This window comes from Marinobacter xestospongiae (genome assembly GCF_023156385.1).
GTDB lineage: Bacteria > Pseudomonadota > Gammaproteobacteria > Pseudomonadales > Oleiphilaceae > Marinobacter > Marinobacter xestospongiae.
Genome location: NZ_JAKZAK010000010.1, coordinates 1 through 21,067 on the forward strand (window position 1 = coordinate 1; position 21,067 = coordinate 21,067).

Genomic DNA, 21,067 nt, shown 5'->3' on the forward strand with positions numbered 1-21,067 from the left:
GCCGATGGTAGTGTGGCACTTGCCCATGCGAGAGTAGGTCATCGTCAGGCTCTTAATACCGAAAACCCCAGCATCTTCGATGCTGGGGTTTTTTATTGCCTGAAAGAAATCCATCGACATAACGCCATCAAGGCAGGCTGAGCGAACGGCCTGAAACCGGCTACTGTACGCCATTCATCCATTCCAACACGCCCCCCAGGATCCGGTGTATCAAGGCACCTGGCTGTCCAAGCGCTGACCAAGATCGGACATTGCCTGGTACTGCCAGAAGGTCAGTACCAGCACCGCCACAAACGCCAGGCTGCCGTACAAGGTCAATCGACGATGGCGTTTCTGGAGTTGCTGAATCTGCTGTTGGTGACGTAGCTCCAGGCTCAACATCGCCCGGCGCAGCTGGGCGAGGGCATCGTCGGTTTCTTCGTAGGCGACCTCCAGGGTTGCCAGTCGCCCGGACCAGCTATGGTTTGAGTCTTCAGGCATCGGTATTGTCAGGGCAGGCTCCTGCGTCGCTACCGGGTCCGCTGTGGCGGGCAGGGCTTCCTGTCGGGTGAAGATGGTGTCGAGGGCGTGAAGCAGCTGATGGCGGTCGACCTGCTTGCGAATCACCCCTGAGGCCCCCAGCGCTTTTGCCTCCTGCAGGTACCGTTCGGCGGACTGGGAGGTGTACATGAAGACCGGAATGTCCCGGGTCTCGGGATGACGCTTGATTTCAGCGAGGGCCTGCAGTCCGTTCATACCGGGCAGCAGATGGTCCATAAAGACCACATTGAAGACGTCCTGTTTCAACAGGGGTAGAGCGGCTTCTGCGGTTGCGACACCGATGGCGGCGACGTCGGCCCGCTCCAGCAGGCGAGTAAGGATAATCCGCGCGGTTGCGGAGTCTTCAACTATCAGGGCGCGTCCACGGGACATGGGGTCTCCTTGCACTGATCACGGCGACCCCTCAACATCCGTGTGATTATAGTTAGTATCGAAAACTAACGTCCCGTGCGGACAGATTCAAGTCACTTCCTGGCACCAGGAAGGGAAATGAGACCTGGTACTGATTATGGTTCCCCCATAAGCTCCAGAGGTTTGCTCGACAAAGGTTTCAGGGTAACCAGATCTCGAAAACGCCGCCGCCAAACTGGCCGCCATTGCGCAGTCGTATTTCCCCTTTGCGGCCACCCTGGTTGTGGAGTTGAGCCACCGTCGAGGCGAAGAACAGCCCCAGGCTGGTACTGCCGCTGTTGAAATCGAGCGAGCCAAAGCTGACGGGGCCGGAGTGCTGCATGCTCTCCGGATAGCCTCGTCCGTCATCCTCTACACCGATCACTAGATAGTCATCCTGCTGTCGTGCTGTGAGGTGGATGCGGCTCCGGGTATAGCGAATGGCATTATTGATGGTGTTGTTGAGCACGCCGGTTAACAGGTCCTCATCGAAGAAACCCAGCAGGTCATCGGCGGCAACAGAACACTGGATGTCCAGACCGTCCAGCAGTGGGGTGTGTCGGGCGAGATTTTCCTGCAGAAAATCAGGAACAAAGTGCTCTTCAATATGTGCAGACAGGGTCTGCTCTCCCAGTCGGTAGATACCCAGCAACTGAACCAGGTCGTTGTGGACGCGTTCAGCCTCGTACTGGAGAGTATTGAATCCCCGGGTACCGCCGAGTTGCTCGCCGTGTTCCTGGCGCAGTTCATCGAGGGAGTTCAGCAGCATGCCCAGGGAATTCTTCATATCGTGCACCGCCGAGGCGATCACCATGGAGAAGTCGATGGACTGTTCCGGTTGGCTCGTGTCCTCGGAAGGTGAGGCGGATGAATTCTGGACATCAGTCATGCTGCAGGGTCTCCAGCTTTTTCTTGAGGGCAAGTAGGCGACGATACTGCCGATGCTGTTCAGGCAGGCCTGCCAGGTCGTTAAGCAGGCGCCGGCAGTCAGTCAGCAGAGCTCGTCGGCTGGTGTCGTTGTGGTACTGCTTCATCTGTACCTGGACCAGGTTGAGGTTCAGTGCGGTATGGTTGGGCACGACGTTCAGAGCCTCCCGGAAGGCACTGGCGGCCTCCTCCAACTGACCGTCTTCAAATGCCTTGATGCCGGCCCGGTTGAGGTTACGAGCCTGCATCCGCTGCCGGAAACTCACCGGTTCATCCAGCAGGGTTTCGATCTGCTGCAGAACATCGGAATCGTCTTCGTGCGCCTGCGCCAGCTGGGCGAGTACGGCTTTGGCGTCGGTCTGTCGGTCGAGACGGAACAGGGTGCGGGCATAGTCGAGCCCGGTGTCGGCGCTCATTCCCTCATTGCCTTCCAGTTCTGCGCTGATGTCCTGCAGGCAGCGCTCGGCGTCTCGCGCCCGACCCTGACCGGCATGAACCCGGGTCTGTACCAAGCGGCTGCGAACCACCAACTCGGGATCGTCGTCAAAACGCCGTTCCATGCGTGAGAGGGTATTCAGAGCCTCCTCGGCACGCTGCTTGCCGGTGTCCGTCTGATCACCATCACTCAGGTCACTCAGCGTTCGCCCGAGGGCCAGGTAGTTGTCCGCAGTGTCGTGAATGGAGTGAACTCCGAGTTGAACGGTACGCTTCCAGGCGCCGGAGGCGGTCTCCAGGTCCTGGTTGGCTTCTGCTACACTGGCCAGGTGCTTCTGGCGCAACAGCGCATTTGGCGACAGTTCTGCCGCTTTGCCCAGCACCTGCTGGGCCTGGGAGAGTTTGCCTTGATGTTCCAGGGCGGCCGCCAGCAGGTCGTAGCCCTCCATAAAGTCCGGATGATCCTCAACCAGAGATTTCAGCTCGGTCACGGCGTCATCGTAGTGTTTCTGGGCCAGCAGCACTTTGCCCCGCCCCAATCTGGCCCACGACAGGTCCCGCTGCGACAGCACATCGTCATAGATCTTCTGGGCATGGCTGAAATCGCCCACCCGGTGGTAGAGATCCGCCAGGGTTTTCAGCAGCCAGGTCTTGTAACGGGGCTGCTTGGGAAGGGCCTGCAGGCAGAGGGATATGGCTTCTGGGTAGTTCTCCAGATCGATGGCCCGGTTGATTGGTAGCAGCGCTTTGCGCTGTTCCACCAGACTGCCGAGGCGCTTTTCCAGCATTGCCCGGTTTATCGGTTTGGTCAGGTAGGCGTCGGGCTGATACTCACGCGCTCCCATGACCATTTCCCGGGACGTTTCGGCGGTGACCATCAGGAACAGGGAGGCCCGCTTCAGCAGCTTCTTGTGGCGTAGCTCCTCCAGTACGTGCTGGCCGTTCTTGCCATCGCCCAGGTTGTAGTCACACAGGACCACATCAAAGTGCTCATAAGTACAGCGCTGGATCGCCGCGGCGCCAGTGTTGGCCACGTCGATGTGCTCCACCCCGAAGCTGCGAAGCATCTGCCGCATGGAGAGCCGGAAACTCTCGAAGTCGTCGACTATCAGATATCGGAGTTTCCTGAACGGGTTGTCATGGGCGCTATTGGCAGTCATGGTTCATGATCGTCGCTGTTTCAGCAGTTTATTGACAAGCGCCCTGAGGGCCGCTGGTTTAACCGGTTTATAGAGGATCTGATAGCCCCGTTCCAGGGCATCCTCCTTGACCTCTGCGCCCAGGTAGCCGGTGATAAGGATACCTGGAATCGCCGAATCGCAGGTTTGGCGAATGGCGTCCATGGCATCGAGTCCATTCTTGTCATCGTCGAGCTGGTAGTCCGCCAGGATAATTGCAGGATGTCGCCCCTCAAGCTTGGCCACGGCGTCCTCCAGGCTGGCGGCGGCCGTTACCTGGCATTGCCAGTTGTTCAGCAAAGCCTCCATTCCCTGAAGAATCTTGGCATCATTATCGATACATAGCACATGCAGATCCCGAAGGGTGGACACACTGCGGGCGCTACGTCGTGGTGTGGTATCGGCAGGTTTGCTGGTATCCGCCGGCGCCAGCGGAACGGTAATGCTGAACACACTGCCCCGGCCCTGTACGGAATTGACGTTCACCGGGTGGTCCAGCATACCGCTGATCCGATCGACGATGGCCAAGCCCAGCCCCAGGCCTTTCTTATCTTGGTTGTGCTGAAGCCGTTTGAATTCCTCGAAGATCTGGGCGAGCTGGTCCTCCGGGATTCCCGGCCCGGTATCCCAGACCTCAATCCGCAGAAAGCCCCGCAACCGCCGACATCCCATCAGAATACGGCCTTTGGGTGTGTAACGGATGGCGTTGGAGAGGAAGTTCTGGATCACCCGTCGCAGCAGCTTGATGTCGGATCGCACCCAGGCGGAGCTGTTGATCACATGCAGCTCCAGGCCCGAATCCGCGGCAATGGCGGAGAAGTCGTTGGCCAGTGTCCGCAACAGATCGCTGATGGGGAAACGGGTGATCTGGGGCTCCAGCGCGCCGGCATCCAGCTTGGAGATGTCCAGCAGAGTACTGATGATCTCTTCCGCCGCACTCAGCGAGCTGTCGATGTGCTCTACCAGCTCATTGGTTTCCTGGTCATGGGGCTTGCCGGCCAGGGCTGAAGTGAACAAGCGGGCGGCGTTCAGCGGCTGCAACAGGTCGTGGCTGGCGGAAGCCAGGAAGCGGGTTTTACTCTGGTTGGCCTGTTCCGCCACCGACTTGGCCTTGAGCATCTGCTCGTTGATGATCTGCAGTTCCTGGGTGCGCTCTTTGACCCGCTGTTCCAGGTAGATGTTGGTTTCCTTGAGCGCCTTTTCGGTGCGGCGCATCGCAGTAATGTCCTGGAAGGTGGTGACATAACCACCACCGGGAATGGGGCTGCCGTCGATCTTGATCACGGTACCGTCGGGCCGGTGACGCTCATAGGACATCCGCTCGCCCTTGCGCATGCTGCTGCAGCGGTCGTCGATGATCTCGTCAATCTTGCGGGCAGGGAGATTGGAGCTGGTGAGGTTGTAGCGCATCAGGTCTTCGATGGGGCGACCCACCCGCACAAACCCCCGCGGGTAGGAGAACAGCTCCAGATAGTTCTGGTTCCACACCACCAACTGCTGCTGGTGGTTCACCACCGACACCCCGAGACTGATGTTCTCGATTGCCGATTGCAGCAGCTCCCGGCTGAAGGTCATCGCCTGCGAGGCTTCATCGACAATGCTGACGACGTCCTCAATCTGCATGTCCCGGCCGGTCAGGGTGGATTCCAGTACCACCCGGGCGGTCGACGCGCCAATCACCGACGCCAGCTGTCGCTCGATGTACTTCATCAGGTGCGCAGAGGCAGGGCGTTGCGGTGACAGCCGGATGGCATTGCGGCGTTCGTAGTTGCGGAACAGGGCGTCGGCGCGTTCCTCGCCCATGAACCGGTCGGCCAGGGCCTGCAGGTCGGCGGTGAGGACTTCGCCTTCCCAGGCTTGCTGTTGCGGGGTTTCGGCTTTTGGCTCCGGATCATGGAAGAACGAGGCGATCTGGATCTTTTCCCGCACCCGTTGGCGGGTCAGCAACGACAGACAGACATAGGTCAGCGTATTCAGACCCAGGCTCCAGATGGTGCCATGGCTGACGGTGTCCATCTCCAGCCCCATCAGTGCAGTGGGGCGGGTCCAGCTCAGGCCCCAGAGGCCCTGTTCAATCAGCCCGGGGTCGAGCCAGCCAGTGGAGGCCAGGGCGGGAATCAGCAGGGTATAGATCCAGATCACGAAACCGACCACCAGCCCCCAGAAGGCGCCGGTGTGATTGCCGCGACGCCAGAGGATGCCACCCACCAGGGCCGGCCCGAACTGGGCCGCGGCGGCAAAGGACAGCAGACCGAACGCGGTCAGGCTGTAATCCTCGCTGGCCAGGCGATAGAAACCATAGGCGGTCAGCATCACCACAAAGATGGCGACCCGGCGGATGCTCAGCAGCAGGTGGCTGAGGTCTTCCTGCTGGTTCATTCTTGGGCGGAAAAACTTTAGCAGCGCCGGCATGATGATCTCGTTGCTGACCATGGTGGCGATGGCCACGGAGCAGACAATGACCATTGCGGCGGCGGCCGAGCCACCGCCGAGGAATGCAAGGATGGCAAGCCAGTATTCGCCGGCCTGGATCGGCAGGTTGAGAATCATGATGTCCGGATTGCTGCCCGGAACGCCCGGGTGCAGCATGCCGGCGGCGGCAATGGGAATCACAAACGCACTGGCAATGATCAGGTAGGCGGGCATGGCCCAGCGGGCGACGTTGAAATCCCGGTGGTCGGTGTTCTCCACCACCATGACGTGGAACTGGCGGGGCAGGCAGATGATCGCAAGCATCCCGATCAGGGTCTGGGTTACGAACGGGATGGGTTCGAAATTCTCGGTGGTCAGCACGCCCACCAGGTCAGCCTCGCTGGCGGCCCGGAACAGGTCACCAAAGCCGTTGTAGAGTCCAAAACCGACAAACAGGCCCACCGCGATGAAGGCGGTCAGCTTGATCAGCGATTCAAACGCCACAGCCTGGATCATGCCGCGGTGGTGTTCGGTGGACTCCAGATGGCGGGTGCCGAACAGTACGGTGAACACCGCCAGCACCAGGGTGATGTACCAGGCCGAATCGGTCCAGGCGGGTTGGGCCGAGCCGATGCCGGCCTGGTGGTTGTCGGCCAGCACATTGAAGCCCATGGAAATGGCCTTCAGCTGGAGCGAGATGTACGGCACGCTGCCGATCAGCGCGACCAGAGCGATCAGCGCGGCCAGGGACTGGGACTTGCCATAACGGGAGGCGATGAAATCGGCAATCGAGGTGCTGTTGTTGCGTTTGCTGATGTAGATGATGCGGCGGATCAGCGAGGCGCCGAACAGGAACACCAGCAGCGGCCCCAGGTAGATGGGCAGAAAGCCGATGCCTTCCTGGGTCGCCCGGCCGACGGCGCCGTAGAACGTCCACGATGTGAAATACACCGCCAGTGACAGGGCGTAGACGTGGGTGCGGGCGATGCGATGTCGGTAAAGGGTGGGGTGCCGGTCACCCGCCCAGGCAATGGCGAACAGCAGCGAAATGTAAGTGATGGATATCAGTACCAGTAGCCAACCGCTGAGCATAGTGTGGCGTTCTCATGACCCTGTGAAATGAATGAAGGCCGGCACGGGGCGAGTGCCCGTCCGGCCAGTGGTGTGTGACGTTGTGTCGGTCGCCCTTGGGCGTTGTTCTGAGGCTGCCCTAGAAACAGGCGGCAATAAACAGTCGATCATCGTCCGTCAGTGTGCGCAGTCCTGACATGACCGGTGTCTTGTCGTCATCCAGTGGCACCAGTTCCTGGGTGGCGCAGTTCAGGAGGTGATGCTGGTAGTTGACGGTATCAGTATAGGACTGTTCGAAACGGTACAGGTAAAACTCCAGCACATCCCGGTTGTCCTGATTGGGTTTGATCTCCTTGGTGTCCAGCACCGTGAAGGCCATCACCTGGGGGACCAGGTAACTCCAGGGCCGCCACGGTACCTGCTTTTCTTCCTGGCTGACGATGATCATGCCTTCAGCCAGTTCCGCGCGTTTCTCATCGAACCAGGTGTACTCACGAAACACCAGAAAGGCGAGCATTCCCAGGCCCCCGGCGACCGGAATGATCCAGCGCGGCGCACGCTTCATGGTCAACGTGCGGATACCCATGGCAATGCCGGCGGCGCCGAGCCCGGCGAAAACCGTGGCTACGAAGTTCCAGAACATAAGCTTGTTTCCTTAACGAAAAAACGGGCTTCCTCATTGAGGAAGCCCGTTTGGGACAACCTTTTACAGAACCTTCTCTGCAACAGGCTGCATTATCGCTCAGTGATCAGAGGCACTGCCAGCACCGCGGGGATAGCGCACGCTTTCCACCAGGTCCTGGATTTCCTCCGGCGGCTCTTCGGTGGCGTAGGAGACACCAAAGGCGACCGCAAAGTTGATGATGGCACCCACCGCACCGATGGAGAGCGGGGAGATGCCCAGCACCCAGTTTTCCGGGGTATCAGCCAGGTTGTTGGTGCCCGGAATGAACAGCCAGCCCTTGTAAACGAAGATGTACACCAGGGTGAAGCCCAGACCGGTCAGCATGCCGGCAATGGCGCCGGTATTGTTCACGCGCTTGGAGAAGATCCCCATCATCAGCGCCGGGAACAGCGATGCTGCCGCGATACCAAAGGCCAGGGCGACCACCTGGGCGGCAAACCCGGGTGGATTGGCCCCCAGATAGGTGGCCACCACGATGGCGACGGCCATGGAGATCCGTGCCGCCATTAGTTCGCCTTTCTCCGAGATACTGGGGTTGATGGCCCCCTTGATCAGGTCATGACTCACCGCCGACGAGATCGCCAGCAACAGCCCGGCGGCGGTCGACAGGGCGGCGGCGAGACCACCGGCTGCGATCAGGCCAATGACCCAGCTGGGCAGATTGGCGATTTCCGGGTTGGCCAGAACCAGAATGTCCCGGTTGACCTCAAGCTCGTTACCGTTCCAGCCACGGGCGTCAGCCTGCGGTTTGAAGGCTTCGGTGTCATTGTAGAGCTGGATACGGCCGTCGTTGTTCTTGTCCTCGTACTTGATCAGACCGGTGACTTCCCACTCACGCACCCAGTTGGGGCGCTCATCGTACTCGATCGGCTGGGCCGCCGTGCCTTCCGGGTAGATGGTGGTCATCAGGTTCAGACGAGCCATGGAGGCAACTGCCGGTGCTGTCAGGTACAGCAGGGCAATGAACACCAGGGCCCAGCCAGCGGACCAGCGGGCGTCTGCGACCTTGGGTACAGTGAAGAAGCGGATGATCACGTGTGGCAGACCGGCGGTACCGATCATCAGCGACAGGGTGAACAGCACCATGTTCAGCTTGTTGTGAACGTCATCGGTGTAGGAGTTGAAGCCCAGCTCGGTGATGACCTGGTTCAGTTTCTCCAGCAGCGGCAGGCCGGAATCGGCGTGGGTGGAGAACAGCCCCAGTGGAGGCAGCGGGTTACCCGTCAGTTGCAGTGAAATGAATACGGCCGGGATGGTGTAGGCCACAATCAACACACAGTACTGAGCCACCTGGGTGTAGGTGATGCCCTTCATGCCACCGAGTACCGCGTACACAAACACCACAACGGCGGCGATGATCAGGCCCATGGTGGCGTCCACTTCCAGGAAGCGGGAGAAGGCGACACCGGCGCCGGCCATCTGGCCGATAACGTAGGTGACCGAGGCCACAATCAGACAGACCACTGCCACCAGTCGGGCGCTTTTGCTGTAGAAACGGTCACCGATGAATTCCGGTACCGTGAACTTGCCAAACTTCCGCAGGTATGGCGCCAGCAGCATCGCCAGCAGCACATAACCGCCGGTCCAGCCCATCAGGAAGGTGGAGTTTGCATAACCGCCGGCGGCAATCAGGCCCGCCATGGAGATGAAGGATGCCGCAGACATCCAGTCGGCACCGATCGCCATACCGTTGGTGATCGGATGAACGCCGCCGCCGGCGACGTAGAAGTCCTTGGTGCTACCGGCCTTGGCCCACACCGCAATCATGATATAGAGGAGGAACGAGCCCCCCACAAAAATGAGATTGACTGCAAATTGGCTCATACCCGATCACTCCTCGTGGACGTCAAATTTCTTGTCGAGCTTGTTCATACGCCAGGCGTAGTGAAAGATCAGCGCGATGAAGGTGAGGATCGAGCCCTGTTGGGCGAACCAGAAGCCCAGATCGGTGCCACCCAGGTGGATACCGGCGAGCATGGGGCGGAGCAGGATTGCGAAGCCGTAGGACGCGAGTCCCCAGACCACCAGACTTCCGATGATCAGCCTTAGATTCGCTTTCCAGTACTTTTCGGAATCGTAGCTATGACCAGACATAACAGCACTCCCGTTTTGTTTTTGTAGATACCGTTGGATTCGATGTTTTAAAGCTACTGTGAGGCTTGGTTATTGTTGTTCGTTTTTTCGACTGTTGTCTTATCTAACTTTACTGGTCAACCGTTCGCGAGCTATTGGCAAAAGGTCTATACCTACTTTCGCCGTAGATGGAATGACAAAAACTGGCAAATAAATTGATTTGGATCAGGCCGGAAAACGCGCTGACGAAGGGGCGTTTACGGGTGGAATCAGTGACGTGACAGGGCGTTCAGACGGCGGTAGGTGCGCACCTTGTCCTGTAGCTCACCCAGAGTGGTGATGCCGTCCTTGCGGGCCTTGTTGAAGGCGACAAGCGCGAGTTCTGCGGTCACCATGGCATCGGCGGCGGCATGGTGGCGGGCGCTGGCGAACAGGCCAAACTGTTCGGACCAGTCATCCAGGCTCTTGTGGCGACCGCGCAGCTCCGGAAACAGGGCCGGCAGCAGTTCCGCCACATCCAGCCAGGCATGGGCCCGGGTATAGCCAAGGGTCTGTTTCAGCGCCCTCTCCAGAAAGCGTTTGTCGAAGGCGGCGTGGTAGGCCATCAATGGCGCACCCTGAAGCCATTCCAGCAGGTGGATGAGCGCGTCCTCGGTTTCATGGCCCTGGGTCAGCGCTTCCTTGCCGATGCCGTGGATCAGCACGGTTTCGCTGATATCCAGTTCTGGACGCCGCAGGATCAGATCAAACTGGTCGCCCAGCGGTATGGCGCCGCCGGCAATGGCCACACCACCGATGGCAATCACCTGGTCTTTGGCGGGGTTGAGCCCGGTGGTTTCCAGATCCACTACCACCAGACGGGTGGTGTCCAGTGGTTGTTCGGCCAGCAGTTCCGGCGGCGGCAGATGGGGCAGGCTGAGGTGGCCCTCACGGTTCAGGGTGCGGCTCAGCCAGTCTTTGAAGTCATCCAGCATGGTGCAGTTCACTCAGTACAGTCACAGCTGATAGGTCACTTCCAGTTTTTGCTGCAGGCGCTGGGCCTGACGGAACGACTCCCGCAGGATACGCCGGTCCAGCGGGTTGAGGTGGTCCGGGTTGATGTAGTTCGACAACGGTTGTTGCTGATCCAGCTGCTGCTGGTGCGCCCGCATCCGGATTGCCTGGATCAGGCTGTAGGCTTCCTGCCAGGCGTTGGCATCCTTGTCGTCGAACACACCTTTGCGGGCCAGTTGCTGCATCCGCTCCAGGGTGTTGGCGGCCTCCACGCCGTGGGCGAGGGCAAAGACCCGGACCGATTCCACAAACGGCGACAGGCCCTGGCGCTTCAGGTCTATGGTGTGACGATCCCCGTCCGGTGCGTAGCGAAAGCCACGGAACATATTCAACGGCGGTCGCCGGTTGAGGGCGTTCTCGGCGAGCATCTTCTGGAACAGCGCGTTGCCGCGGATGCGCCCAAGGACCTTGTCCAGTAACTGGTGCAAAGGCTCGCGGGGACCAAACACCGCCCGCATGTCGAGGAAAATCGAGGAGTACACTAGGTTCTGGGGGGTGGAGGCGTCGATAAAGCGGATAAACCAGTCATCCCACTCCTGCCCGCTGAGGCAGAGTTTGGGATTGCTGGCCATGATGTTGCCCTTGCACAGGGTAAAGCCACACTCCGCCAGTTCCTGATTGACGGTCTCGGCGAAGGGCAGCAGTACCTCGCGAACCTGGTCTTCGGTCATGCCCTCCGGGGTCTGGAACAGGATGCCGTTGTCCTGGTCGGTGAGCAGGGTCTGTTCCTGACGGCCCTCACTGCCGAAAGTCAGCCAGGTGAACGGGATACCGGGGTCGTGCCGTTTCAGGTTGAGCTCCAGCACCCGTCGCACGGTAACGTCGTTGAGGGTGGTGATGATCTTCACCACCTGGCCGGAATCGGCGCCGTGGGCCAGCATGGTGTCGACCAGGCGCGAAACCTCGGAGCGCAGGCTGACCAGGGTGCGCAGGTGACTGGCGGTGCCGATGGTGCGGGCCAGATTGACCAGGTCGACCCGTTGCAGGGAGAACAGGTCCCGCTCCGAGACCACGCCGATCAGCGCATTGTCCTCATCCTTGACGCAGATGTGGGCAAAGTGGTGCTCCGCCATCAACATCGCTGCTTCAAAGGCGTCCGCCTGCGCCGGCAGGCAGCAGGGGTTCTGGGTCATCACCTGGCCAATGGGCGTGTCCAGGGACGTCGTGCCCTCCGCCACCACCGTGCGCAGGTCCCGCAGGGTGAAAATGCCCACCGGCTTGCGGGCGTCGTCAGTGATCACGATGCTGCCGACACTGTTCTCGTGCATCCGCGCCACAGCGCGACGCAGTGGCATATCGGGAGAGCAGACGATGGGGTTGCGAATGGCAAAGCGTTCCAGCGGTGTGTCCAGCGAGTGACTGGGGCCGATGGAGGCCATGGCGCCGGTCTGGATGCGCTGGTTGACCAGATCCAGCAGGCTGCTGACCCCCCGCAGGCAGAAATCCCGGAACGGATCACTGTCGGCAAACAGCGTCACGAAGTTGTCGTGATCGAGGGTCAGGCAGAAGGTGTCGCCACTGGCCCGGTGCAGGGTCCTAGTGGGGCGCTCTCCAATAAGTGCCGCCAGGGGGAAGCACTCGCCCTGGCTGATTTCGAACGTGGTTTCCGTCTCACCGGTGTCCGGGTTCTCACGCTCGCCGCGGATGCGGCCCTGTTTGACCACATGGAACTGGCGGATGACTTCGTCGTCGGGGGCGATCACCACATCCTGGTCGGCAAAGAACTGCAGGGTGGCGTGTTCGGCAAAATGCGCCAGGTGGGCATCGTCCATGTTGGAGAACGGCGCATGTTCCCGCAAAAAGGTCATGATGGCGCGGATGTTCTGCGGGCGCTGGTTGTCCGGCGAGGAGGTCACGGTGGCATCCCTTCTTGTTCTTGGTCGTGCCTGCAGTTTAGCCGAGCTGGCGGTCGATGAACCCTGACCTTTGGTCGTAGGAGGATTCTTTATGGCCCCGGCAGCGGGTGGTAAAGTGCAATCATGAACAAGATACACGGGGCTTTGCACAGCGCACCATGACCACCAAAGAAGAGCGGATGAGTTTCCTGGAGGAAATGGAAGGCGTCCGCCGTATTCGCCAACCCAACCGCGCCGACGTCAAGAAGCCCAGGGATCTGACTCCGGGCCACCTGGAGCGTCAGCGCGCCGCCATGGCCAAGCCGGTGGTGGATCGCAACCCGCTGACGGCGGATGATGTCGACCCTCTCACCAGCCATGATGTGCTGAACTGGCAGCGTCCCGGGGTTCAGCATGGCGTGTTCCGAAAGCTGAGGCTGGGTCAGTATCCGATTGAGGCGCGGCTGGACCTGCATCGGATGACGGTGGAGGAAGCCCGGCGCGAAGTGTTTCGATTTATTCAGGACTGCGTGCGTTATGGTGTCCGGTCTGCCCTGATCACCCATGGCAAGGGCGAACGCAACGTTGACGGTGTGGCCTGGCTCAAAAGTTACCTGGCAAAGTGGCTGCCGGAGCTGGACGACGTGCTGGCGTTTCATTCCGCCCAGAAGCACCATGGGGGGACGGGCGCGGCCTATGTCATGGTGCGCAAGGGCGAGCGTCAGAAGCAGGAGAACCGTGACCGCAACAGCGGCCGGTAGCCGCCGCGATGCGCCCGGGGAGGCGCTGATGAAAAGGCTCGTTTTCCGCCGCCCCACATCCACCTATAATGGCCGCAACACACCACCCAACCTGCCAGGGGATGCCCGTTGACTGATCTTTCCCGGTTCGATGTCACTCGTTATGCCGCTGCCGCCCAGTCGATTATCGACGCCGGACGGTTTCTCTACGGTCAGGGCTGGTCGCCCGCGACCAGCAGCAACTACTCGGCGCGAATTGATGCCGAGCACCTGGCGATTACCGTCTCCGGGCGCCACAAGGGGCAGCTGCGCCAGGACGATGTGATGGTGGTGGACCTGGACGGCAACCCGGTCCAGAGCCATTGCCGCTCGTCGACGGAAACCCTGCTGCACACAGTGGTGTACCGGCAGTTGCCAACGATCGGTGCGGTGCTGCACACCCACTCGGTGAAAGCCACGGTACTGAGCCGACTGATTCCGGCCGGGCAGGCCCTGACGCTTCAGGGCTATGAACTCCAGAAAGCCTTTCCGGGCTATGACAGCCACGACTGCACCCTTGACATCCCGGTGTTCGACAACACCCAGGATATCCCTGCGCTGGCGGCCGAGACCGAGGCCTGGCTGGCCCGCAATCCCGGCCAGCCGGGGTATCTGATCCGGGGTCATGGCCTCTACACCTGGGGCGACACCATGGATGACTGTCTGCGCCATGTCGAAGCCTTCGAATTTCTGCTTGAATGTGAACTGGAAATGATGAGAGTCCTGCGATGACCACCTTGAGCATCTTTGATCAACAAGATCCCGAAACACCCCACACCGTGACCCGGGACCCGGCGGAGATTCGCCGGCGCCTGTCTGAGCAGGGGGTGCGGTTTGAGCAGTGGCCGACCCAGGCGTTGCCACAGGATGCCGATCAGCAACAGATCCTGTCTGCCTACGCTGAAGAGGTGTCACGCCTGAAGTCGGAGTGCGGCTTCCAGACCGCGGATGTGGTCAGCCTCAGTGCCGATCACCCCGACAAGGCGGCGTTCCGCCAGAAGTTCCTTGACGAGCATACCCACAGCGAGGACGAGGTCCGCTTCTTTGTCCGTGGCGAAGGGCTGTTCTACCTGCATTTTGACGACCAGGTCTATGCGGTACTGTGCCAGCAGAATGACCTGATCAGCGTGCCGGACGGCACCCGGCACTGGTTTGATATGGGACCGGAGCCGGAATTCACCTGCATTCGACTGTTCAGTAATCCGGATGGCTGGGTTGCCCAGTTCACGGGCTCCGGCATTGCCACCGAGCTGCCCAGGTACGAGCAACTGGCGGGAGCCGCATCATGATACGGGTTGTATTGACCGACATTGAGGGGACCACCAGCTCCATCCGTTTCGTCCACGAAGTGCTGTTTCCCTACTCGGCGGAACATATGGCGGAGTTTGTTCGTGATCACGAGGCGGATGATCTGGAAATCCGTGCCCAGCTGGACGAGGTCGCCAGGGAGAGCGGCGCCGACCGGGGCGATCTCGAGGCGCTGATTGACGTGCTCCAGCAGTGGATTCGTGAAGACCGCAAGGCGACCCCGCTGAAAGCCCTGCAGGGCATGTTGTGGGAGCAGGGGTACGAGCGTGGCGACTTCAAGGGCCATGTCTACGAGGATGCCGCCCACTACCTGCAGCTCTGGCATGATCGCGGATTGCGATTGTACGTATATTCCTCTGGTTCGGTCCGCGCCCAGCAGATGATATTTGGGTTCAGCAACTGCGGTGATCTGACGCCGTTTTTCAGCGGCTACTTTGACACCCGGGTTGGTGGCAAACGGGAGCAGGCTTCCTACCAGGCCATTCTGGACGAGCTTGGCGTGGAAGCGCATACCGTACTGTTTCTGTCCGACGTGGAGGCCGAACTGGAAGCGGCGGAAGCCGCAGGCATGCACACTGCCTGGCTGGTCCGGGAATCCGATCCCCCCCATACCCATCGACTGGCAATGGCGGACTTTGAAGCGGTGGATCAGCTGATCCGGGATCGTACCCTGAGCTGATTTGCCCCAACCCGGAGGGCAGGCAATGCAGTGGGGCTGGCGGATCGTCTGTGGGCTGGGATGTCTGCTGCTGTTATCCGGATTGACTGGCTGTGATCCTTTTTCCCAACCGCGATCGCTGATGGACGAATACGTCGAGCGGGTTGCCCGGGTGATGGAGCAGGAGCCGGTCTACACCCCGTTGCCCGCTGTCGGTCCCATGCCCCGGCGGCGGGCCCGTCTCCTGGAGCTGCCGGAGTTGGACATCGGCATGCTGGATTTCCTGTCACTCTATGGCTGCGAACTGCAGGTAGTGGTGGGCGAGCGCAACTCGATCATGGGGCGGATGATGCAGCCGCTGAATCAGTTGCGCTACGAGCAACGGTTTCTGCGCGCCGCGAAGGCCTGCCTGCCGCAATTGGAGCGGGACGATCTGAAGCAGGCGGTGCAGCAGGCCATTGATGGCAAGACCGACTCACTCGGCATCGCGGCCTGGAATGCGACCTGGGGTGGCGAGGCGATTGAGCCGTTGCTGACCCAGGCCAAGGGCCCGCTGCCCCTCACCGGGTCCGGGCCGGAAGTGGCGCAGCTGGCGGCTGATCTGAACCAGTGGAACGCGATCCTGGCGGCGTTGCTCGCTGGTGATCTGAACGTATCACTGCAGCCGGCCAGTGAAATGCAGCAGCGCTGGCAATCCAACCACGCCGCCGGGCAACTGATTCGCAGCGCGTTACTGGTGACCACGCGGCTCGACGACGCAACCCGGCTCCTGCAACAGCGCATTGATGGCCGGCCATTATGCCTGGACGGCAAGGTCAATCCCAAGGCGCGCAATGCCGAAGGACTGCTGGTGACGGTGTTTGCCGGCGAGGTCCAGCCCTACCTGGCGCAGGTGCGTCAGCGCCGGGATCAACTGCTAGAGCCGCTGGCACAAATGGCGACGCTGCAGTCCGCGGTGATGCCGCCCGCGTTCCGGCAATGGCACCAGAGGGTGCTCGATCCCCAGCATCCCGATGGGCTCTGGCGGGCCTTTGACCAGGCCATCGTCGAGCATGCCCGCAGTTGGCAGCGATTGCTGGAGCAGTGCGGGCTGGCGCCGGGCTGAGGGTTACTGCGGCCGTTCACTGCCCATCATGGCAGGCATTTCCTCTGGCCGTGGCAGGCCCCGTTTCATCTCCACGTCACCGTCGGCGTTCAGGTAGTAGGTTGATGGAGTCGCACTCAGCCCCAGACTGGACATCAGTTCGTTGTTGGCCGTGACCTTGGCCCGGTAGGCGCTGACACTCTCCCGATCCACTTCAATACCGCCCTCCTGGTAGCTTTGGTGGTTCGCCATCAAGGCGTCATCTGGAGACTCTGCCCCCAGGATGGTGGCGGCCTTGGGCATACTGTCTGGCCGAATGATACCAACCATGACGTGACGCAGCTGCACCCGGCCCGCATCGATCCAGGGTTGGGCGGCCTGGCGGAAGCGGTGGCAGTAGGGGCAGTTGGGATCGGTGAAGGTGTAGACAACAGTCTCCGCATCCGGGTCGCCGTCGCCAACCCAGTGGCTGTCGGCCAGGCGGGACCAGGCGTTCTGGTTCATCGGCTCAATCACCAGTTGCTGAACCTTGTCATCGGTGAGGTTATTGCCGTCGGCGTCCAGCATCGGGCCGACAATCACGTGATCGCCGTCCGGGGTCAGATAGAACGCCACCGGCTGGCCCTGCATGCTGCCCGCGTAGCCGGTCAGACCGCCGGGAGCCTCAAACGTGCCGGCCAGGTCAACGCCGCGATCCAGCAGGCGCTGTACCGCTGCGGGGTGGGGATCTGCCTGAGTGGGTGATGAAAAGGCAGGCGATGACAGGCCTGCCACCAGCAGCAGAGACAGCGGAACGGAACGTCGACGGGACAGCATAGGTTTCTCCATGGGGGGGTAAGGTTACTTGGCCAGCAGTGGTGACAACCGGTGGGCCAGGGACGCCTGGGACAGTTCACCCAGATGGGCGTCCACCTGGCGGCCCTCGGCGTCGAAGAACAGCGTGGTCGGCAGCGCCTGGCTGCCAACCGTGCGACCGAGGGCGCCGGGCTGGTCACTGACAACGTGGGTGAGATCCAGCTGGTGGCGCGCCAGGAACTGGCGAATGGTTTCCTCCGGCTCGCCCTGGTTGGCGAAAACAAAGGTGACATCGGGGTATTGCGCCTGGGCCGCGTCCAGCACCGGCATCTCACGGATGCAGGGCGGACACCAGGTGGCCCACAGGTTCACCACCATCGGTTTTCCGTCTGCCAGTTCCGACAGCTGGCGGGGTTCGCCGGCCAGGGTCGTCACGGCTGTTTCGGGAATACGGTTGGCCTGGGCGTGCATCAGCAACGACAGGCTACTCAGCCCGCCCCAGAGCAGGCCTCCGGCGAGTGTAGCGCTGGCCAGTGGTTGACGCAGGGCGGGGTCGCGCCAGCAACGCCAGAGTGCGTAGACCAATGCACCGATCAGGCCACTGAGCGGATGAAAGCCGCCGTCGCGAATATCGAATATCTGCCAGGGCGCTTCCTGGTAGTGGGAAAAGTAGAGCGCAATGAAGCCGACCCGGGCAGACACCAGCGCGATCAGCAGCAGGTCCATCAGTGTACCGGCGACCGGTACCTTGTGCTTGCGCCCAACCAGAGTGCCCACCAGCAGGGCGAGGGCGAATGCGGCCAGCAGGAGCAGTTGGCTGAGCGCCAGAGCGAACGGCCCCAATGAAACGGATAGCATGCTGAATCCTTCGAGAAATCAAATACATTGCAAGGCTATCGCTAAGGAGCCTCTGATGTTCAGGGGATGACTGGGAGGCGGGCTAAAAGTTTCCGGCCGGGGGTGACATTTTGGCAATGCGGGTCAGCAGGCGAGTGATCAGCGTTGGCTTTCGGGCGTGACCCGCAGCACTTCGGCGATGGTGGTCTGGCCGGCAGCGACTTTCTGGGCGCCGCTGAGTCGCAGGGATTTCATGCCTTCCCGGTAAGCGTCCCGGCGCAACTGCTCCAGTTCGCAGCGATCGTCGATCTGGTTGGTCAGGCGGCTGGACAGGGTCATGATTTCGTAGACCCCGGCGCGGCCCATGTAGCCGGTATTGCGACACTCCAGGCAGCCAACAGGCTCAAAGGTCTGGCTCGGCGGGGTGGCCTTCCAGGGACGGGTAAGGCCGGCCCAGGCGCGTTCGTCCAGTGGTGCGGCACTCTTGCAGTGAGGGCACAGGGTGCGGACCAGACGCTGGGCCATGACGCCAAGAACGGTGGCGCGAATCAGGTAGGGCGGAATGCCCAGCTCCAGCAGCCGGGTGATGGCACTGGGAGCGTCGTTGGTATGCAGGGTGGAGAGCACCAGGTGGCCTGTCAGTGCCGCCTGGACCGCCATCTCGGCGGTTTCCAGATCGCGGATCTCACCGATCATGATGATGTCGGGGTCTTGCCGCAGCAGCGACCGGACACCGGCGGCGAAGGTCAGGTCGATGTTGGCTTGCACCTGCATCTGGTTGAAGGCCGGCTCCACCATCTCGATGGGATCTTCAATGGTGCAGATGTTGACCTCCGGTGACGCCAGCTGTTTCAGCGAGGAGTACAGCGTTGTGGTCTTGCCCGAGCCGGTGGGCCCGGTCACCAGTACGATGCCATGGGGCCGGTGGGTCATCTCCTGCCAGCGCTCCCGGTCCTCCCGGGAGAAACCCAGTTGCTCCATGGTCTGCAGCAGTACGTCGGGATCGAAGATCCGCAGCACCATTTTTTCACCAAAGGCGGTGGGCATGGTGGCCAGGCGCAGCTCAATCTCGTTGTTGTCCGGATTGCGGGTTTTGATCCGGCCGTCCTGCGGACGCCGTTTTTCGGCGACGTTGAGGCGGCCGAGGATTTTCAGCCGGCTGGTGACGGCAATGCCGACCTGGTCAGGGAATTCGTAAACATGGTGGAGCACGCCGTCGATGCGAAAGCGGATCTGGGTGACGCCGCGACGGGGCTCGATGTGAATATCGCTGGCGCGCTGCTCGAAGGCGTACTGCAACAGCCAGTCAACAATCTTGACCACGTGCTGGTCATTGGCGTCCGGATTTTCTTTGTTGCCCAGTTCCAGAAGCTGTTCGAAGTTCTGGGTGTTGCCAACCGGGCCCTGGCCGCCATTGGCTTTACTGACTGAGTTGGCAAGTTGATAGAACTCGACGGTGTAGCGGCGGATATCCTCCGGGTTGGCCACCACCCGGCGGATGTCTTTCTGTAGCACGTGCCGCAGGTTGGCGATCCAGTCTTCCTTGAACGGCTCAGCGCTGGCGATGGTGACTTCGTTGGCGCCGATCTCTACCGCCAGGATGCCGTGACGCTGGGCAAAGCCATAGGACATGACCCGGGCAATCGCTGGGGTGTCGATCTTGAGCGGGTCGATGTGAAAATAGGGCTGGTCCGCCCAGTTGCCCAACCATTGGGTCAGCCGCTCCAGGGTCAGGGTCTGACCGTTTTTCTCACTCTTGAGGCCGGCAATGGCCACCAGCTCCAGCGGGTGGCGATCCGAGTTGTCGCTGCCCAGGTTGGCAGACAGCACCCGCTCGGCCTCGTCCTGGCTGACTTCCCCACTGGTGATCAGTGCGGTGCAGATATCCCGCAGTGTGAGCGTGGAACGGTGGGGAACCCGAGGGCGTAGGTCAGCCATAAGATCCTTCTGTATCGGCGTTACTGGGCATCGCTGGCGGTTATGGTGTGGCGGTTAACCTTGAGGTGAACCATGGCCAGAGTGAACAGTAAAAAGGTCAGTGTCGTCAATAGCATGGGCGCAAAGGCGCCTTCCGTGAGCCAGGCCCGGACGACAAAGCTGGTGAAGTAGAACAGCACCACAAAGCTGAGCCAGATGTAGGCGCGGTTGTGGCCGCTTACGACGTGAACGGCAAAGAACACCAGCGGCAGCAGTTTGACCCCGAGGATCAGGGCAATCGAGACGTCCTCGACCGGTGCCGGGTAGAAAGTGGTGATGACCAGGCTCGCCAGCAGCGCGAAGTAGATTGCGCTGGTTAGGCGGGCGGTCAGTCGCGCCCTGGGTGCGCGGATGTGATCGTTCATGGTGGTGTCCTCACTCATGTCAGTGTTTGGTGGCTGTCGGAGGCGCCGGCGGCGAGGGTCAGCGCCAGCCCGGCCAGGCGTTCTCCCAGGGCCTGGCAGATGGTCTTCTCGTGCTCGGACAACGGTTGCTGCTCCCCAGTGCCGGCCCAGTGCGACGGGCCATAGGGGGTGCCGCCGCTGCGGGTGTCACTCAGCGCGGATTCGGAGTAAGGGACGCCGCACAGCACCATGCCGTGGTGCAGTAGTGGAATCATCATCGTCAGCAGGGTAGTTTCCTGGCCACCATGAAGACTGCCGGTGGAGGTAAAGGCGCCGGCCGGCTTACCGGCGAGGGTGCCATTGAGCCAGAGGTCGCCAGTACCGTCGAGAAAGTGCTTCAGTGGTGCGGCCATATTGCCAAACCGGGTGGGGCTGCCGATCGCCAGGCCGGCGCAGTGGCGCAGATCGTCCTTGCTGGCGTAGGGGGCACCGTCGTCGGGTACCGGCGGCAGCGAGGCTTCGGTGTCCGGCGACACCGGTGGTACGGTGCGCAGGCGGGCTTCGATTCCGCTCCGCCGTGCCACGCCGCGGGCGACCTGGCGAGCCATCTCAGCGGTCTGTCCAGACCGGCTGTAGTAAAGCACCAGGACGTAAGGTTGCTCTTGGGACATGAAAAAGCTCCGGGT

At 61.2% G+C, this 21,067-nt stretch carries 19 protein-coding genes; 5 read left to right on the forward strand and 14 right to left on the reverse strand.

The window, feature by feature from the left end; genetic code table 11:
• Nucleotides 1-210: 210 nt before the first annotated feature.
• From MLD24_RS09025 to MLD24_RS09065, 9 genes are all read right to left on the reverse strand, one after another.
• Nucleotides 211-912 carry a response regulator gene (locus tag MLD24_RS09025; RefSeq protein ID WP_248166323.1) on the reverse strand — a complete coding sequence of 234 codons (702 nt, stop codon included), beginning with the start codon at nucleotides 910-912 and terminating at the stop codon, nucleotides 211-213.
• A 178-nt stretch (nucleotides 913-1,090) separates the two neighbouring features.
• On the reverse strand, nucleotides 1,091-1,819 hold the full coding sequence (locus MLD24_RS09030; RefSeq protein ID WP_248166325.1) for a sensor histidine kinase: 729 nt from the start codon (nucleotides 1,817-1,819) through the stop codon (nucleotides 1,091-1,093).
• Nucleotides 1,812-3,452, reverse strand: a complete 1,641-nt coding sequence (locus tag MLD24_RS09035; RefSeq protein WP_248166327.1) for a response regulator — start codon at nucleotides 3,450-3,452, stop codon at nucleotides 1,812-1,814. The genes MLD24_RS09030 and MLD24_RS09035 overlap by 8 nt, the downstream gene beginning before the upstream one ends.
• A gap of 3 nt (nucleotides 3,453-3,455) precedes the next feature.
• Nucleotides 3,456-6,974: a hybrid sensor histidine kinase/response regulator gene (locus tag MLD24_RS09040; RefSeq protein WP_248166330.1), complete on the reverse strand. Its 3,519-nt coding sequence runs from the start codon at nucleotides 6,972-6,974 to the stop codon at nucleotides 3,456-3,458.
• Between the two features lie 118 nt (nucleotides 6,975-7,092).
• Nucleotides 7,093-7,596 (reverse strand): hypothetical protein, encoded by a 504-nt coding sequence (locus MLD24_RS09045; RefSeq protein ID WP_227171601.1) that lies wholly within the window; start codon nucleotides 7,594-7,596, stop codon nucleotides 7,093-7,095.
• A 99-nt stretch (nucleotides 7,597-7,695) separates the two neighbouring features.
• A complete protein-coding gene (locus tag MLD24_RS09050) occupies nucleotides 7,696-9,462 on the reverse strand; it encodes a sodium:solute symporter family protein (RefSeq protein WP_227171600.1) in 1,767 nt (588 codons plus the stop codon).
• A gap of 6 nt (nucleotides 9,463-9,468) precedes the next feature.
• On the reverse strand, nucleotides 9,469-9,732 hold the full coding sequence (locus MLD24_RS09055; RefSeq protein WP_227171599.1) for a DUF4212 domain-containing protein: 264 nt from the start codon (nucleotides 9,730-9,732) through the stop codon (nucleotides 9,469-9,471).
• Nucleotides 9,733-9,980: 248 nt separating this feature from the next.
• Nucleotides 9,981-10,685 (reverse strand): 3'-5' exonuclease, encoded by a 705-nt coding sequence (locus MLD24_RS09060; protein ID WP_248166331.1) that lies wholly within the window; start codon nucleotides 10,683-10,685, stop codon nucleotides 9,981-9,983.
• 21 nt (nucleotides 10,686-10,706) lie between these two features.
• The gene (locus MLD24_RS09065; protein WP_248166434.1) at nucleotides 10,707-12,572 is read right to left on the reverse strand and encodes a putative nucleotidyltransferase substrate binding domain-containing protein; all 1,866 of its coding nucleotides are present in this window, start codon (nucleotides 12,570-12,572) and stop codon (nucleotides 10,707-10,709) included.
• Between the two features lie 206 nt (nucleotides 12,573-12,778).
• On the opposite strand from MLD24_RS09065, the gene smrA reads away from it, so the two are divergent.
• The 5 genes from smrA (at nucleotide 12,779) to MLD24_RS09090 (ending at nucleotide 16,449) form a co-directional block, all read left to right on the forward strand.
• A complete protein-coding gene (gene smrA / locus MLD24_RS09070; protein ID WP_248166333.1) occupies nucleotides 12,779-13,360 on the forward strand; it encodes a DNA endonuclease SmrA in 582 nt (193 codons plus the stop codon).
• A gap of 108 nt (nucleotides 13,361-13,468) precedes the next feature.
• Nucleotides 13,469-14,110, forward strand: coding sequence for a methylthioribulose 1-phosphate dehydratase (locus tag MLD24_RS09075; protein ID WP_248166335.1), 642 nt, complete (start codon nucleotides 13,469-13,471; stop codon nucleotides 14,108-14,110).
• Entirely contained in the window at nucleotides 14,107-14,667 is a 561-nt protein-coding gene (locus tag MLD24_RS09080; protein WP_248166337.1) for a 1,2-dihydroxy-3-keto-5-methylthiopentene dioxygenase, read from the forward strand. Before MLD24_RS09075 ends, MLD24_RS09080 begins: the two co-directional genes overlap by 4 nt.
• Entirely contained in the window at nucleotides 14,664-15,365 is a 702-nt protein-coding gene (gene mtnC / locus MLD24_RS09085) for an acireductone synthase (protein WP_227171594.1), read from the forward strand. Before MLD24_RS09080 ends, mtnC begins: the two co-directional genes overlap by 4 nt.
• Before the next feature lie 25 nt (nucleotides 15,366-15,390).
• Entirely contained in the window at nucleotides 15,391-16,449 is a 1,059-nt protein-coding gene (locus MLD24_RS09090) for a DUF3080 family protein (RefSeq protein WP_248166339.1), read from the forward strand.
• 3 nt (nucleotides 16,450-16,452) lie between these two features.
• Here MLD24_RS09090 and dsbG read toward each other — a convergent pair whose 3' ends face one another.
• The 5 genes from dsbG to wrbA form a co-directional block, all read right to left on the reverse strand.
• Nucleotides 16,453-17,244 carry a thiol:disulfide interchange protein DsbG gene (dsbG, locus tag MLD24_RS09095; RefSeq protein WP_248166342.1) on the reverse strand — a complete coding sequence of 264 codons (792 nt, stop codon included), beginning with the start codon at nucleotides 17,242-17,244 and terminating at the stop codon, nucleotides 16,453-16,455.
• A gap of 24 nt (nucleotides 17,245-17,268) precedes the next feature.
• Nucleotides 17,269-18,081 (reverse strand): TlpA disulfide reductase family protein, encoded by an 813-nt coding sequence (locus MLD24_RS09100; RefSeq protein WP_248166344.1) that lies wholly within the window; start codon nucleotides 18,079-18,081, stop codon nucleotides 17,269-17,271.
• A gap of 138 nt (nucleotides 18,082-18,219) precedes the next feature.
• Nucleotides 18,220-19,998 carry a type IV pilus assembly ATPase TfpB gene (tfpB, locus tag MLD24_RS09105; protein ID WP_248166346.1) on the reverse strand — a complete coding sequence of 593 codons (1,779 nt, stop codon included), beginning with the start codon at nucleotides 19,996-19,998 and terminating at the stop codon, nucleotides 18,220-18,222.
• 20 nt (nucleotides 19,999-20,018) lie between these two features.
• The gene (locus MLD24_RS09110) at nucleotides 20,019-20,402 is read right to left on the reverse strand and encodes a DUF2069 domain-containing protein (RefSeq protein ID WP_248166347.1); all 384 of its coding nucleotides are present in this window, start codon (nucleotides 20,400-20,402) and stop codon (nucleotides 20,019-20,021) included.
• Between the two features lie 14 nt (nucleotides 20,403-20,416).
• On the reverse strand, nucleotides 20,417-21,052 hold the full coding sequence (gene wrbA, locus MLD24_RS09115) for an NAD(P)H:quinone oxidoreductase (RefSeq protein WP_248166349.1): 636 nt from the start codon (nucleotides 21,050-21,052) through the stop codon (nucleotides 20,417-20,419).
• Between the last annotated feature and the right edge of the window lie 15 nt (nucleotides 21,053-21,067).